Raw genomic sequence first — 13,275 nt, forward strand, 5'->3', positions numbered from 1 at the left:
AGAAAGATGTCCGCCGTGATCGTCCGGGTGGCGCTGTTCACGGTGATCTGCCTGGTATTCACGTTCGCACTGATCGCCGTGTTCGGACAGTTGCGCTTCGAGGACCGCAGCGGTTATCAAGCGGTCTTCACCAACGTATCCGGCCTGAAGTCGGGCAATTTCGTCCGCATCGCCGGGGTCGAAGTCGGCAAGGTCGGCGACCTCACGCTGCATCACGACGGCACCGTGACCGTCGGTTTCGCGGTCGCCAGGGGCGTGCGGCTCACCGAGGGCACCAAAGCCGTTGTGCGGTATGAAAACCTGATCGGCGACCGGTATCTCGCCCTCGAAGAGGGCGCCAGCGCGCCACGCCGGCTGGCGCCGGGTGCGACGATTCCGTTGGCGCGGACGTCGCCGGCGCTGGACATCGACGCGCTGATCGGCGGCTTCCGGCCGTTGTTCCGCGCGCTGGATCCCGATCAGGTGAACGCGCTGTCCGGTGAGCTGCTGCGCATCTTCCAGGGGCAAGGCGGCACCCTCGCCTCGGTGCTGGCGCAGACCTCGATGCTGACGTCGACCCTGTCCGGGCGCAGCGAGCTGATCGGCGAGCTGATCACCAACTTGAACACCGTGCTGCACACCTTCGCCACCCGCGACCACGAGTTCTCCGACGGCCTGGACAAGCTGTCGGCGCTCGTGGAGGGCCTGGCGCAGCGCAAGGCCGACATCTCCACCGGGCTGGCGTACATCAACGCGGCCGCCGGCTCGGTCGCCGACCTGCTGGTGCAGTCACGCCAGCCGATCAAGGACGTGGTGCGCGAGACCGACCGGATGTCCAACCAGGTGCTCTCCGACCGCGACTATTTTGACAACCTGCTCAAGGAGCTCCCCGACATCTACCAGGTCCTGGCCCGTCAGGGCCTCAACGGCGACTACTTCGGCTTCTACTTCTGCGAAGTGTTGCTCAAGCTCAACGGCAAAGGCGGCAACCCGATCTTCGTCAAACTGATCGGTCAGCCGAGCGGGCGGTGCACGCCGCGATGAAGCGAATCAACATCAAACCGCTCAGCCAGCGCAACCCGGTCCTGGTCGGCCTTGTCGGAACGGTGATCGTGACGTGCGTGGTGGTCGCCGCCTTCGAATACAACAAGCTGCCCTTCATCAAGAACACCAATGACTACTCGGCCTACTTCTCCGAGGCCGGCGGCATCAAAACCGGTAGCACGGTTCGGGTTTCGGGCATGGGCGTCGGGAGGGTATCGGAGATCCGCTTGGACGGCACCAAGGTGCGGGTCGGGTTCACCGTCCGTAAGGACATTCAGCTGGGCGACCGCACGGAAGCGGCGATCAAGACCGAGACCATTCTGGGCAGCAAGATGCTCGAGCTCACGTCGCGCGGCGACGGGAGCCTGACGGGACCCATCCCGCTGGAGCGCACCCGCTCGCCGTACGACCTTCCCGACGCGCTGGGCGACCTGACGACCACCATCAGCGGTCTGGACACCGCCCAATTATCGTCCGCGCTAACGACATTAGCGAACACCTTCAAGGAAACGCCGCCGGATCTCAAACCCGCGCTGCAGGGTGTGGCGCGGTTCTCGGAGACCCTCAACAGCCGCGACGCGCAGCTGCGCAGCCTGCTGGGGAATGCCAACAAGGTCTCGGCGGTACTGGGCAAGCGCAGCCAACAGATCGCCTCCCTGGTCGCCAACTCCAACGCGCTGCTGGCGGCGCTGCTGGACGAACGGGATTCACTCGACGCCTTGATGAACAACCTCACCGCGGTGTCACATCAGATCTCGGGACTGGTCAACGACAACAGGGCTCAACTCAAGCCGGCCCTCGACAAGCTCAACGGGGTGCTCGAGGTCCTCGACAACCGTAAGGAAGACCTGCAACGAACCCTGCCCAAGTTCAAGCGGTACGCGATGTCGTTCGGCGAATGCTTGGGCTCCGGGCCATTTTTCAAGGCCTATGTGGCCAACCTGATTCCCGGCCAGCTCAGCGGCCCGGTCCTCGACGCCGACATGTACGACCGGCTTTTGGACCCGAACCAAAAGCTGCCCTCAGAGTCCGTTGACCCGCCGACCGGGACTCCGCCCGTGCCGCCGGAGAACGCTCCGGTCCCGTTGTGGTCCCAGCCGCCGTCACCTCCGCCGTCGACGCCGCCGGTCCGGATCGTCCCCCCGCCAGCCCACCAGCCCGACGGGCCGTGACCATGAGCCGGCGCACCCTACAGATCCTGGCCGCCATCAGCCTGGCGGCCACGCTGACGATTTCTTCGGTGATCGTCGGCGTGAAGCTATGGAGCACCGTCGAAAAGAACACATACTCGGCATATTTCGCCGAGACCAATGGCCTCTTCGTGGGCGACGAGATCCGCATCCTCGGCGTCGCGGTCGGCGTGGTGGACAAGATCGAGCCGCAGCCCACCAGATCCAAGGTGACGTTCTCCGTCGACAAGCAGTATGCGGTCCCCGCCGACGCCCGCGCCGCGATCCTGTCGCCGTCACTGGTGACCTCGCGGGCGATCCAACTCGTCCCGGCGTACTCCGCCGGGCCCAAACTGAGGCCCGGCGCTTCGATCCCGCTCCACCGCACCGCGGTACCCGTCGAATGGGACGACTTCCGCAAGCAGCTGGAAAAGCTGACCGACGCGCTCCAGCCCACGGCCCCGGGCGGTGTTAACTCGGTCGGCGAATTCATCAACTCCGCCGCCGACAACCTGCGCGGCGAGGGAGACACCGCCCGCGACACCGTACTCAAGCTCTCGGAGGCGATTTCCGCGCTCGGTGATCACGCCGACGACATCTTCAGCACCGTACGCAATCTGCAGCTGCTGGTGTCCGCGCTGTACTCCAGCGGCGACCTACTGGCCTCCTTCAACCAGAACCTCGCCGGCGTGACGACCGTCCTGTCGAACACACCCAACGAGGTCGCCAACGCGATGAAGGGACTCGACCAGGCCCTGGGCGATGTGCGCGACTTCCTCGCCGAAAACCGGGAGACAATGGGCGTCACGTTCGACCGGATGGGTTCCATCACGACCGCGCTGAACGACAGCCGTGGTGACATCAAGCAGATCCTGCACATCGCCCCAACGGTTTTCCAGAACTTCCTCAACATCTATCAGCCGGCCCAGAGCGCGATGACCGGCATCATCGCGCTGAACAACTTCGCCGACATCCCGCAGTGGATCTGCAGCTCCATCGAGGCGGCGTCGCGTGCGCGGCTGGCCCGGGTGTCAAAGCTGTGCCTGCAGTACGTCGAGCCGGTCATCAAGAACCGCATCTACAACTACATTCCGGCGGGGCTCAACCCGTTCGTCGGGACGCAGGCCCGGCCGAACGAGATCACCTACAGCGAGGACTGGCTGCGCCCCGGCTACACACCCCCCGCGGCACCCCCGCCGCCCGAGGCGCCCGCGCCACCGGACGCGACGCCGCCCGTCGAGGCGCCGCCCGTCGACGCGCCCCCGCCGAGCGGCACGATCAGCTCGACGCAGGTGCTGCAGAACCTGATGCTTCCGACGGGGTCGTCATGAGGCGCGCGATAGCCGCGGCGCTCGGAGCGGTTTGCGTTGCCGCGCTTGCGGGTTGCGGATGGCGGGGCTTGAACTCGTTCACCCTGCCCGGCACCGCCGGCGCCGGCCCGGGCTCCTACACGATCCAGGCGCAGATGCCCGACGTGGTCACCATCCAGGAGAACACTCGTGTTCGTGTCGACGACGTCAACGTCGGCAACGTCACCAAGATCGAGCTGCAGGACTGGCACGCGCTGGTCACCATGCGCATCAATGGCGACGTCCACCTGCCGGCCAATTCGACCGCCAAGCTCGGGCAGACCAGCCTGCTCGGGTCGATGCATATCGAGCTCGCGCCGCCCAAGGATGAGCCGCCGGCCGGCCAACTGACCAACGGAGCGGTCATCCCGCTGGCACGAGCGAGCCTGTATCCGAGCACCGAACAGACGCTGGCCTCGGTGTCAATCCTGCTCAACGGCGGGGGAATTGCGCAGTTGCAGGAGATCAACCAGGCGATCGCCAAGGCATTCGCCGGCCGGGAAAACGACATGCGCAGCCTGCTGGCCCAGCTGGACGAGTTCATCGCGCGGACCAACGATCAGACCGACGACATCATCGCCGCCGCCGAGAACCTGAACTCGCTGGCGGGTCAGGTGGCCGACAAGGATCCGGTCGTCGACAAGGCACTGACGACGGTGCCCAAAGCCCTCGCGGTGTTGGCCGACGAGCGCACCAAGATCGCCGATGCGATCGATCAGCTGGGCAAGTTCAGCGCGCTCGCGGCCGACACCATCCACCAAAGCCGGGAATCCCTGGTGAACAACCTGCGCAATATCGCACCGGTGCTGCGCTCGCTCGCCGATGCGGGGCCGGCGCTCACCAGGGGTCTCGATGGGTTGGCTGCCTACCCCTGGCCCGCGTCCACCGTGCGCAATTGGTTCCGCGGTGACTACGCCAATCTCACCCTGGTCGTCGATTTGACCTTGAGCCGCATCGACCAAGGATTGTTCACCGGCTCACGGTGGGAAGGCAATCTCACCCGACTCGAACTGCAGTGGGGTCGCACGATCGGCATGCAGCCCAGCCCGGCCACCGCCGGAAACCCGCTGACGTATCCCTACCACAGCGGGGGATACTGATGCTGCGCCTCAATCGCAGGACCTGGATCCAGTTGGCGGCCCTGTCGCTGGTGACGGTGTTGTCTTGTGGCGCAATGGCATTCAACTTCATGAAGTTACCCGCGACGGTGTTCGGGATCGGGGAATACACCGTCACGGTCGATCTGCCCCAGTCGGGCGGCCTGTATGAGACTTCTGTTGTCACCTACCGGGGCACCGATGTCGGTCAGGTCAAGTCGGTCGACGTCACCGCCGCCGGGGTGCGCGCGGTGCTCGCCCTGCGATCCGGGGTCAAGGTGCCATCCGACGTCCAGGCATCGGTGCATAGCCGCTCGGCGATCGGTGAGCAGTACATCGAACTGACCCCGCCGGCCGGCAAGGACGGCGAGCATTCCCGGTCGCTGCGCGCGGGCGACATCATTCCGGCCGGGCGGGTCGACGTGCCCGTCGACATCGGGCGCCTGCTGGACCTGACCAACCGTGCGCTGCAGGCGATTCCGCGCGACAACCTGCGCACCGTGATCGACGAGAGCAACCGGGCCGTCGCCGGGCTGGGGCCCGAGCTGTCGCGGATCGTCGACGGGTCGACCGCGCTGGCCATCGCGGGGGGACGGACCGTCGACCCGCTTGCCACCCTGATCGACCAGTCGCCGCCCGTGCTCAACTCGCAGGTCCAAACGTCGGGTGCCATCGCCAGGTGGGCCGATCGGACCGCCGCCATCATGGCGCAATTCAAGGCACAGGACGCCGCGGTGCGAGATCTGCTGACACAGGGCAGTTCCGGGCTCGAGGAGGGTCGCGCGCTGATCGACCGGGTGGCACCGGCGATCCCGGTGCTGTTCGCCAACCTCGCGAGCCTCGGTGACATCGCCGTCGTCTACCGCCACGACATCGAGCAACTCCTGGTGTTGTTGCCGCAGGGCATCGCGGCGATGGCGGCGATCGTCGTGCCGAGCTCCAACACCAAGCAGGAGTATCGGGGCGCCCAGTTGGACTTCAACCTCAACATGAACCTGCCCCCGCCCTGCACCACCGGGTATCTGCCGCCGACTCAGCGCCGCTCACCGGCCAGCGTCGACGCTCCGGACCGCCCGGCGGCGGACCTGTATTGCCGACTGCCGCAGGACTCGGAGCTCAATGTCCGTGGGGTACGGAACATTCCGTGTGAGGCCAAGCCGTGGAAACGGGCCCCTACGGTTGAGCTGTGTGAGAGCGACGAGGAGTACATGCCGCTCAACGATGGCTACAACTGGAAGGGCGACCCGAACGCCACCACGACCGGCCAGGGCGTACCGCAGTATCCGCCGGGCCAGGACCCGCGGCTGCCACCGCCGCGCGGCACCGCGCCTTCGGCTCCGCCGCTTGCCGTCGCGACGTATGACTCGGCGACCGGCGACTACGTGGGACCCGATGGACGCCGCTACACCGAATCCGACCTGGCGCACCCGCGTGCCAAGAACTGGCAGTCGCTGCTGGTGCCGCCACCGTGAGAATGAAGGAGCAAGATGACCGACGAACCTGATACCGACGAAACGCAATCCGAAGGGCGGCTTGCCCGTTGGCGGCACCGGGTCACCGGTCGGCGGCTTTCGGGTGCCGCATCGGTGTTGGTAGCGAGCTCGGTGATCCTGGCGACGCTGACCGGATTGGCCGGCTGGCTCGGATACCGCGCCTACGAAAAGCACGAGGCCCAGGCTCAGCGCGATCTGTTCGTCCAGATCGCTCGACAGGGCGCGGTGAACCTCACCTCGATCAACTACACCGAGGTCGACGCCGACGTGCAGCGGATCCTCGATCTGGCCACCGGAGCATTCCGCGACGACTTCGCGCAGCGCTCCAAGCCTTTCATCGAGGTCGTCAAGGCGGCGCAGTCGAAATCCGAAGGCACGGTTACCGATGCCGGGCTGGAATCACAGCGAGGCGACTCGGCCCAGGTGCTGGTGGCCGTCGCGGTGAAGTCGCGCACCGCCGGGGGCGAGGAGGCGCCGCGGGAATGGCGCATGCGAATCGAGGTCCAGGCGGTCGCCGACGACGCCAAGGTGTCCAACGTGGTGTTCGTGCCATGACGACTCTCAGCGAGACGATCGAAAACGAAACGGCGCACGAAGAACCGGAAGCCGCCGAGATCGACGAGGTATCCGGTGAGGGGCCCGACGCCGGGCGGGCGATTGCCTGGACGCGAGTGCTCACCTACGGTGTATTTCCCGGGCTGGCATTGCTGCTGGCGCTGGCGGCGGGCTACTCCAAGTGGGTGGACGGGTCGGCCGACGCGCTTGCGCTGGCCCGCACCGAATCGGCACGGGTCGCAAGCGAAGACGCGGTCGCCCTGTTGTCGTACAAGGCGGATTCGGCGGACAAGGAGCTCGGCGCGGCGCGGGATCGGTTGACCGGCGAGTTCAAGGACGCTTACACCACGCTGACCCGCGAGGTCGTCATCCCGGGTGCGAAGGAAAGGCACATCTCGGCGGTCGCCAAAGTCAGCGCGGCAGCACCGGTTTCGGCGACCGCCAACCACGCCGTCGTCCTGTTGTTCGTGAACCAAACCGTGACCATCGGCAACGGCGCACCCACCGACACCCAACCCGTCATTCGGGTGACGCTGGACAAGGTCAACGGGCGTTGGCTGGTTTCGCATTTCGACCCCGTGTGATGAGGCCTAGCACCCGAGCATTGCCGGCCGCCGTGATCCTCTGGGGGATCGCGGGTTTGGCGACGCCCACCGCACACGCCGACAACAAGCGCCTCAACAGCGCCGTCGTCTCCGGTGTCTACACCCTGCAGCACCAGGCGGGCTGCACGAACGATGTTGTGCGGAACAACGCGCTGACGTTGGCCGCCGAATGGCACGCGGACGACATGCTCGCCAACCGAAACATCAACGACGACACCGGATCCGACGGATCGACGCCGCAGGACCGCGCCAACGCCGCCGGCTTTTCGGGCAAGGCCGCCGAGACCGTGGCGACCAACCCGGCGATGTCGATCACCAGCCTCGAGCTGATCAACCAGTGGTACTACAACCCCGATGCTATGGCGATCATCCGCGACTGCGCCAACACCGTCATCGGGGTGTGGTCGGCGAACAGCTTGGACCGCACCGTCGTGGTGGCGGTGTACGGGCAACCGGCGCCGCGTAACCGGTGACGCAGCAGGGCTGTTACGAGGTGACGTAGTCCTTCGCCGCGTCGAGGTCCTCCACAACCTCGGCGGTGGCGTCGCAGACGCACACCTGCTCGCCGCGGGGCAACCACCGGCGCAGCTGGGCTTGGCGCCTGCGCAGCAGGTGTTGTGCGTAGACCTTGTCGCATTGCGCCTGCGAAAACGCCAGGTCCAGGTTGGTCGGCAGACCCGCCCAGTCGACCCGGTCGCGGCTTACCGCGCCCTGCCGCTGTCCGCACTGCAACGGGCAGGCGGTCTTCTCGGCGTCTCTAGCTGCCACATCCGAAATCGTGCGACGGCGATGTTTCAGCCGAATGCGCCGCACGTTTCGGCCACATTACGGCTTTTGGCTAAGCTCGCGCTGTGCGTCGTCGGCTGATCGTGGTGCTGCTGATTCTGGCGACGTCGGCCTGCGGCTCGAACGCTCCGACGCCCCACGCGACATCGGCTCAGAACTGTAAGGACTCCGACGGCCCCACGGCCGACACGCTACGGCAGGCCATCGCCTCGGTTCCGATCATCGTCCCGGGCTCGACGTGGGTCGAAATCGCGCGCGGGCACACCCGCAAATGCCGCCTGTACTGGGTGCAGATCATCCCGACCATCGCCAGCGAAAACACGCCCCAGCAGCTGCTGTTCTTCGATCACAACACGCCCCTGGGCCCCGCTACGCCAAACCCGAAGCCGTACATCACGGTACTGCCGCCTTCCGATGACACGATCACGGTCCAGTACCAGTGGCAGAAGGGCAACGATCAGCCCTGCTGTCCCACCGGACGCGGCACGGCGCAATTCCAGATTGGGTCCGACGGGAGGCTACGGGCGCTGGGGAAGATCCCCAACGAATAGCGTTGCCGCCCAAGCCGACCTGGCGCCCTAGGAATCCGGCAGATTCTCGGGATGCAGCATCTCGGCGTATCGCAGCGGCTCGGGGATGCCGAACCCGTCGACGAGCGTCTCGGCGTGCGGGCGCAGCGCCCGGCAACGATCGTTGATACCCCGCGTGACCGCTTTGGCTCGCCCGGTGGACAGATACCCGTGCTCGACATACCAGGCCTTGTCGTCCTCGATCACCGACAACGCGTAGAGGTCGCACACGAGCTCGAGCAGTTCGCGGGCGTCGTCGTCTTCGCACGAGTCGATCCCGGCGACGAAAGCTTCCAGCACCACCCGGTCGATGTGTGCGCTCGCCGCGTGCAGCACATGATCCTGCACGGCGTTGAACGCGTCGAACGCCGACATGTCTTTCGATTTGTCCCGCAGCCGGCGCGCGACCGAAGACAGCAAGTAGTCCTCGCGCTCCTCGAACATGTTGACCTGGGTGCCGCGGTTGAAGAGGCTGCCCTCTTCCTCGCTGTCCTGCCGGGCATCGACGATTCTTTGCATGATCGCCTCGGCCGCAGTGCGTTTCAGCACCCGATCACCGACGGTGTTGGCGGCGAACCGCACCCATTCGACCGGGCTCATGCTGCGGATGTCGTCGGCGTAGGCGGTCAGCAGTTCCTTGGCCACCAGTTGGGTCAGCACATGGTTGTCGCCCTCGAACGTGGTGAACACGTCGGTGTCGCCGCGCAACCCGATCAGCCGGTTCTCGGCCATGTAGCCGGCGCCGCCGCAGGCCTCGCGGGCCTCCTGAATGGCCTGCGACGCGTGCCAGGTGTTGGCCGCCTTCAGCCCTGCGGCGCGCGCCTCCAATTCGCGCTGCTCGTCGGCGTCGGGGTCATCCGCGGTCTGGATGTCGTGGCATTTGCTGACAAGCTCGTTCTGCGCGAACTGCAGCGCGTATGACTTCGCGATCAACGGAAACAGCCGGCGCTGATGTACCAGGTAATCCATGATCAGCACCTCGGTGTCCTCGTCGGGGGCGCTGAATTGCCTGCGTTGCAACGCATATCGGGTGGCGATGTCCAGCGCGACGCGGGCCGCCGCGCCGGCGCTGCCGCCCACCGTGATGCGCCCGCGAACCAGTGTGCCGAGCATAGTGAAGAACCGCCGGTTGGGGTTGTCGATCGGGGAGCTGTACGTGCCGTCGGGGGCGACGTCACCGTACTTGTTCAGCAGGTTCACCCGCGGGACCCGGACGTGGTCGAACACGATGCGGCCGTTGTCGACACCGGGCAGCCCGCCCTTGTATTCGCAATCGGATGTCGTGATCCCGGGCAGGTCGTTGCCTTCGGCGTCGCGGATCGGGACCATCACGCAGTGCACGCCGTGGTTGACCGGCTTGCCGTCTTCGCTGGTGATCAACTGCGCGAAAACCGCTGCCATGGTGGCGGTTTGGGCGGCGCCGCCGATGTAGTCCTTCCGGGCCGTCGGGCTTGGGGAGTCGACGACGAACTCTTCGGTCTCGGGGTCGTAGGTGGCGGTGGTCTCCAGCGCCTGAACGTCGCTGCCGTGTCCGGTCTCGGTCATCGCGAAACAGCCGCGGAGTTCGAGGCTGATGATCTGTTTGACGTAGGCGTCGTGGTGGCGCTCGGTGCCCAGGTTTTCCACGGCGCTGCCGAACAGCCCCCACTGGACCCCGGCCTTGACCATCAGCGACAGGTCCGACATCGCGAGCATCTCGATCATCGTGATGGCCGCGCCGATGTCGCCCGTCCCGCCGTGCTCCTTGCGGAAGTTGTCGGCGGCGACACCGAATGCGGCCATGATCCGCATCTGCTCGGCAACCTTGGTGCGGGCGATCACCGTGTTCGGCGTGTAGTGCGGGCGGAACAGCTCCTCGGTCAGCGTCCCGCGCATGCGGTTCTTCACGTCACGCCAACGCCCGTCCAACGTGTTGCGCAGATGTTCGGCAGTGCTACTCATTTCTGGCGCCATAGTGCGACGGTAACCCGCTGCTCGGGCCTTCGAAACAAGTCGGGAGACGCGGGCTGCCTAGCGGTGCATCGGGGCCCGCCGCTTAGATGGCGTCATGGCCCAGCCGGACACCCCATCACAGCAACCCGACCCGGCATACGACGTCGGGCACACCCATCCCGACATCAGCGGAGGCTGGTTACGCGCCGCCACCTTTGGCGCGATGGACGGGCTGGTCAGCAACACCGGCCTGATCGCCGGCGTGGCCGCGGGCGAAAGCGCCCACGCCGTCACCGTCGCCGGCGTCGCCGGCCTGCTCGCGGGGGCGTTCTCCATGGCACTGGGCGAGTACACGTCGGTGACGACGGCCAACGAGCAAATCGACTCCGAGGTCCACGTCGAGCGGCACGCCCTGCGCTCCCGCCCGCAGGCCGAGCGGGCCGAACTGATCAGCATGCTCGTCGACATCGGCCTGACCGAGAAAACCGCACAGCTCGCTACCGACGAGATCCATCGGGACGAGAACCGCGCGGTCAACGTCCACCTGGTTCGGGAGATCGGCATCAATCCGGCCGAGAAGCCGTCGGCGTGGCTCGCCGCGAGCTCCTCGTTCGTCATGTTCGCCGTCGGTGCGCTAATTCCCCTGATCCCTTACCTTCTCGGGCACGGGACGTTGGCGACGGGCATGGCATGCGGCGCGGCCGGGCTGCTCGTCGCCGGGGGACTGACGGCCCGGTTCACCCGCAAGCCGGTGTGGTGGGCGGCGTCTCGGCAGCTGCTCTTCGGCGCGGTCGCCGTCGCCGCGACGTACCTGCTCGGGTTGCTCGTGGCCGCACTCTTATGAGGTGGGCGCCCGATCCACCGGGTTGGGCGAGCGCAGCCGGTACAGGAGGAACGCGATCCCGAGCGCGCCGAAGCCGGTGAGCATGATCATGTCGAAGACCCACCAGCCCGAATAGTGTGTCCACATCTCGTTGCTGGCGGCCAGCGCGTCGACCCTGCGCAGATCGGCGCTGGACGCCGAGGCGGCGAAGCCCCATTGCGCCGGCACAAACCACGAGATCTGCTGGAATCCCCACCTGCTCACCAGCTGCACCAGGCTTCCGTTGAACAGAACGGATGCCAGGAGCAGTGGCAGCAGCAACGGCACGACCTCCCGCAGGGAGTTACCCAGCGCCGACAGCGCGAGCGCGACGATGGCGGACACGATCGCGGTGACCGCGACGGTCGCATAGAGCTCGACCGTGGCGTTCTGCAGCGCGGCGGCGCCGTGCACGGTCGCGCCCTTGCCGGCCACGACGATCGAGAACGTGATGGCCGTGAGGATGGCCGCGGCCACGCTGACGAAGATGATCTTGCCGGCGACGTAGGCCGGCGTCGACAACCCGACAGCCTGCTCGCGCCGAAAGACGCGGCGCTCGCCGACCACCTCGCGGATGCCCAACGCGGTGCCGATGAGCACCGCGGAGATGTTGAGCGCGCCCAGGATCTCGATGGCCTCGTGCGGGTGGTGGCTGGCCGGGTTCGGCTTGCCCAGGCCGGAATTGCCGGGAATCAACAGTGTCAGCGCCGCCAGCACGAAGGGCAGCAGGAGCAGGAAGACGGAGTAGACGCGGCTCGCGAGTAGGAGGCGAAGCTGGCGGCCGATCACCAGCCGGATTTGCCGGCTCGCGCTGAGTTCGGCGGGCGGTGGCCATGGCGCGGCTACCGCCGGCGGAGGCGCCGCTGGCTGCCGGGCATGGGCCGCGTCGGGATCGGCGCTCACCTGCGCGAGGATCGTCGGCCAGTCGGTGCTGCCCGTCAAAGACTGGATCTGCAGCGGCGTGCCGGCGAAGGCCACGGTGCCGGCGGCCGTGAGCACCACGAGCTGGTCGCACATGGTGAGCCCCGCCAGCGAGGTCCGCGAATTCATCGCCACCACGACGACGCAACCGATGTCGGCCTGGCGTCGCAGCACCGCCATCACGTGACTTTCCTGCCCGGGGTCCAGCCCGGCGCCCGGCTCGTCGACGACGAGCAGCGTTGGCCTGGTGGTGAGTTCGATCGCCAGCGCGGTGCATCGGCGCGCTTCGGGCGGCAGCTTGCTGATCCGGGTCGAGCGGTACGGCGTCAGCTCGAGTTCTTCCAGAATCTGGTCGACCACGCGGCGGCGGTGTTCGGGCAAGGTGTCCGGCGGCAGCCGTAGTTTGGCCGCGTAGTCGACCGCTCGTTCGACGGTGAGCTGCCGATGAAGGCGGTCGTCGCGCGCCACTATTCCGATGCGGGTGCGCATCGACACGGGCTCGGCGTGCACGTCGTGGTCGTCGACGGTGATTCGGCCCGAGCTGAGTTTCCTTGTGCCGGCGAGCATTCCGAGCAGTGCGGAGTTGCGCGCGGCCGACGGCCCGAGCACCGCGGTCAATGTGCCCGGGCGCGCGGTGAACGAAACGTCCGCGAGCAACGTGCGCCCGTCGACGGCAAGGGCCAAATGGTGTGCGGCCACGCCGATCGTGCGAGCGCCGGCCTGCGTCGGCAGCCGAAACGTGGGCTCCGCCTGTTCGGTGCGAAGGGACGGACCCGCGGCCGGCAGCTTTCGAGTTCTCATCCGCTCGATCAGGCCCGGGGCTCGTGGCTCCTCGGCAGTGGCAGCGGGCGGATGCTCACCAGGCGGCGGCTCGGCGGGCGGCGCCGGTGGAGGCGGCGCGGGGGGCGGAAGGG

13 protein-coding genes are annotated in these 13,275 nt (G+C 66.9%); 10 read left to right on the top strand and 3 right to left on the bottom strand.

The genetic code is table 11. The annotated features are described in order from the left end of the window. Nucleotides 1-6 precede the first annotated feature (6 nt). The 8 genes from ACQI5H_RS19505 to ACQI5H_RS19540 are packed head-to-tail and all read left to right on the top strand — an operon-like array spanning nucleotide 7 to nucleotide 7,764. Nucleotides 7-1,023, top strand: coding sequence for an MCE family protein (locus tag ACQI5H_RS19505; RefSeq protein WP_427080964.1), 1,017 nt, complete (start codon nucleotides 7-9; stop codon nucleotides 1,021-1,023). Then, nucleotides 1,020-2,195 (top strand): MCE family protein, encoded by a 1,176-nt coding sequence (locus tag ACQI5H_RS19510; RefSeq protein WP_427080965.1) that lies wholly within the window; start codon nucleotides 1,020-1,022, stop codon nucleotides 2,193-2,195. Before ACQI5H_RS19505 ends, ACQI5H_RS19510 begins: the two co-directional genes overlap by 4 nt. Then, on the top strand, nucleotides 2,192-3,523 hold the full coding sequence (locus tag ACQI5H_RS19515) for an MCE family protein (RefSeq protein ID WP_427080966.1): 1,332 nt from the start codon (nucleotides 2,192-2,194) through the stop codon (nucleotides 3,521-3,523). The genes ACQI5H_RS19510 and ACQI5H_RS19515 overlap by 4 nt, the downstream gene beginning before the upstream one ends. Next, nucleotides 3,520-4,641, top strand: a complete 1,122-nt coding sequence (locus tag ACQI5H_RS19520) for a virulence factor Mce family protein (protein ID WP_427080967.1) — start codon at nucleotides 3,520-3,522, stop codon at nucleotides 4,639-4,641. The genes ACQI5H_RS19515 and ACQI5H_RS19520 overlap by 4 nt, the downstream gene beginning before the upstream one ends. Continuing rightward, entirely contained in the window at nucleotides 4,641-6,110 is a 1,470-nt protein-coding gene (locus ACQI5H_RS19525) for an MCE family protein (protein ID WP_427080968.1), read from the top strand. Before ACQI5H_RS19520 ends, ACQI5H_RS19525 begins: the two co-directional genes overlap by 1 nt. A gap of 15 nt (nucleotides 6,111-6,125) precedes the next feature. Beyond that, entirely contained in the window at nucleotides 6,126-6,686 is a 561-nt protein-coding gene (locus ACQI5H_RS19530; protein WP_427080969.1) for an Mce protein, read from the top strand. Continuing rightward, nucleotides 6,683-7,270: a hypothetical protein gene (locus ACQI5H_RS19535; RefSeq protein ID WP_427080970.1), complete on the top strand. Its 588-nt coding sequence runs from the start codon at nucleotides 6,683-6,685 to the stop codon at nucleotides 7,268-7,270. Before ACQI5H_RS19530 ends, ACQI5H_RS19535 begins: the two co-directional genes overlap by 4 nt. Then, a complete protein-coding gene (locus tag ACQI5H_RS19540; RefSeq protein ID WP_427080971.1) occupies nucleotides 7,270-7,764 on the top strand; it encodes a CAP domain-containing protein in 495 nt (164 codons plus the stop codon). The genes ACQI5H_RS19535 and ACQI5H_RS19540 overlap by 1 nt, the downstream gene beginning before the upstream one ends. Before the next feature lie 13 nt (nucleotides 7,765-7,777). Here the strand turns inward: ACQI5H_RS19540 and ACQI5H_RS19545 are convergent, their stop codons facing one another. After that, nucleotides 7,778-8,059: a hypothetical protein gene (locus ACQI5H_RS19545; RefSeq protein ID WP_427080972.1), complete on the bottom strand. Its 282-nt coding sequence runs from the start codon at nucleotides 8,057-8,059 to the stop codon at nucleotides 7,778-7,780. A 113-nt stretch (nucleotides 8,060-8,172) separates the two neighbouring features. Here ACQI5H_RS19545 and ACQI5H_RS19550 point away from each other — a divergent pair, with 113 nt between their 5' ends. Then, nucleotides 8,173-8,628 carry an LppP/LprE family lipoprotein gene (locus ACQI5H_RS19550; protein WP_427080979.1) on the top strand — a complete coding sequence of 152 codons (456 nt, stop codon included), beginning with the start codon at nucleotides 8,173-8,175 and terminating at the stop codon, nucleotides 8,626-8,628. 27 nt (nucleotides 8,629-8,655) lie between these two features. On the opposite strand, the gene ACQI5H_RS19555 is transcribed toward ACQI5H_RS19550, so the two are convergent. After that, a complete protein-coding gene (locus tag ACQI5H_RS19555) occupies nucleotides 8,656-10,599 on the bottom strand; it encodes an acyl-CoA dehydrogenase (RefSeq protein ID WP_427080973.1) in 1,944 nt (647 codons plus the stop codon). Between the two features lie 94 nt (nucleotides 10,600-10,693). Here ACQI5H_RS19555 and ACQI5H_RS19560 point away from each other — a divergent pair, with 94 nt between their 5' ends. Then, nucleotides 10,694-11,422, top strand: coding sequence for a VIT1/CCC1 transporter family protein (locus tag ACQI5H_RS19560; protein ID WP_427080974.1), 729 nt, complete (start codon nucleotides 10,694-10,696; stop codon nucleotides 11,420-11,422). On the opposite strand, the gene ACQI5H_RS19565 is transcribed toward ACQI5H_RS19560, so the two are convergent. Further along, nucleotides 11,417-13,275, bottom strand: a 1,859-nt coding sequence (locus ACQI5H_RS19565) for an ATP-binding cassette domain-containing protein (RefSeq protein WP_427080975.1), incomplete at its 5' end; no start/stop codon positions are given. The genes ACQI5H_RS19560 and ACQI5H_RS19565 overlap by 6 nt on opposite strands.

This window comes from Mycobacterium heidelbergense, assembly GCF_050205645.1.
Taxonomy (GTDB): domain Bacteria; phylum Actinomycetota; class Actinomycetes; order Mycobacteriales; family Mycobacteriaceae; genus Mycobacterium; species Mycobacterium heidelbergense_A.

Excerpts from the sequence above, each read along its gene's own strand:
- ACQI5H_RS19505 (WP_427080964.1), top strand. The coding sequence starts at position 7 with ATGTCCGCCGTGATCGTCCGGGTGGCGCTGTTCACGGTGATCTGCCTG.
- ACQI5H_RS19510 (WP_427080965.1), top strand. The coding sequence starts at position 1,020 with ATGAAGCGAATCAACATCAAACCGCTCAGCCAGCGCAACCCGGTCCTG.
- ACQI5H_RS19520 (WP_427080967.1), top strand. The coding sequence starts at position 3,520 with ATGAGGCGCGCGATAGCCGCGGCGCTCGGAGCGGTTTGCGTTGCCGCG.
- ACQI5H_RS19525 (WP_427080968.1), top strand. The coding sequence starts at position 4,641 with ATGCTGCGCCTCAATCGCAGGACCTGGATCCAGTTGGCGGCCCTGTCG.
- ACQI5H_RS19530 (WP_427080969.1), top strand. The coding sequence starts at position 6,126 with ATGACCGACGAACCTGATACCGACGAAACGCAATCCGAAGGGCGGCTT.
- ACQI5H_RS19535 (WP_427080970.1), top strand. The coding sequence starts at position 6,683 with ATGACGACTCTCAGCGAGACGATCGAAAACGAAACGGCGCACGAAGAA.
- ACQI5H_RS19540 (WP_427080971.1), top strand. The coding sequence starts at position 7,270 with ATGAGGCCTAGCACCCGAGCATTGCCGGCCGCCGTGATCCTCTGGGGG.
- ACQI5H_RS19555 (WP_427080973.1), bottom strand. The coding sequence starts at position 10,599 with ATGGCGCCAGAAATGAGTAGCACTGCCGAACATCTGCGCAACACGTTG.
- ACQI5H_RS19560 (WP_427080974.1), top strand. The coding sequence starts at position 10,694 with ATGGCCCAGCCGGACACCCCATCACAGCAACCCGACCCGGCATACGAC.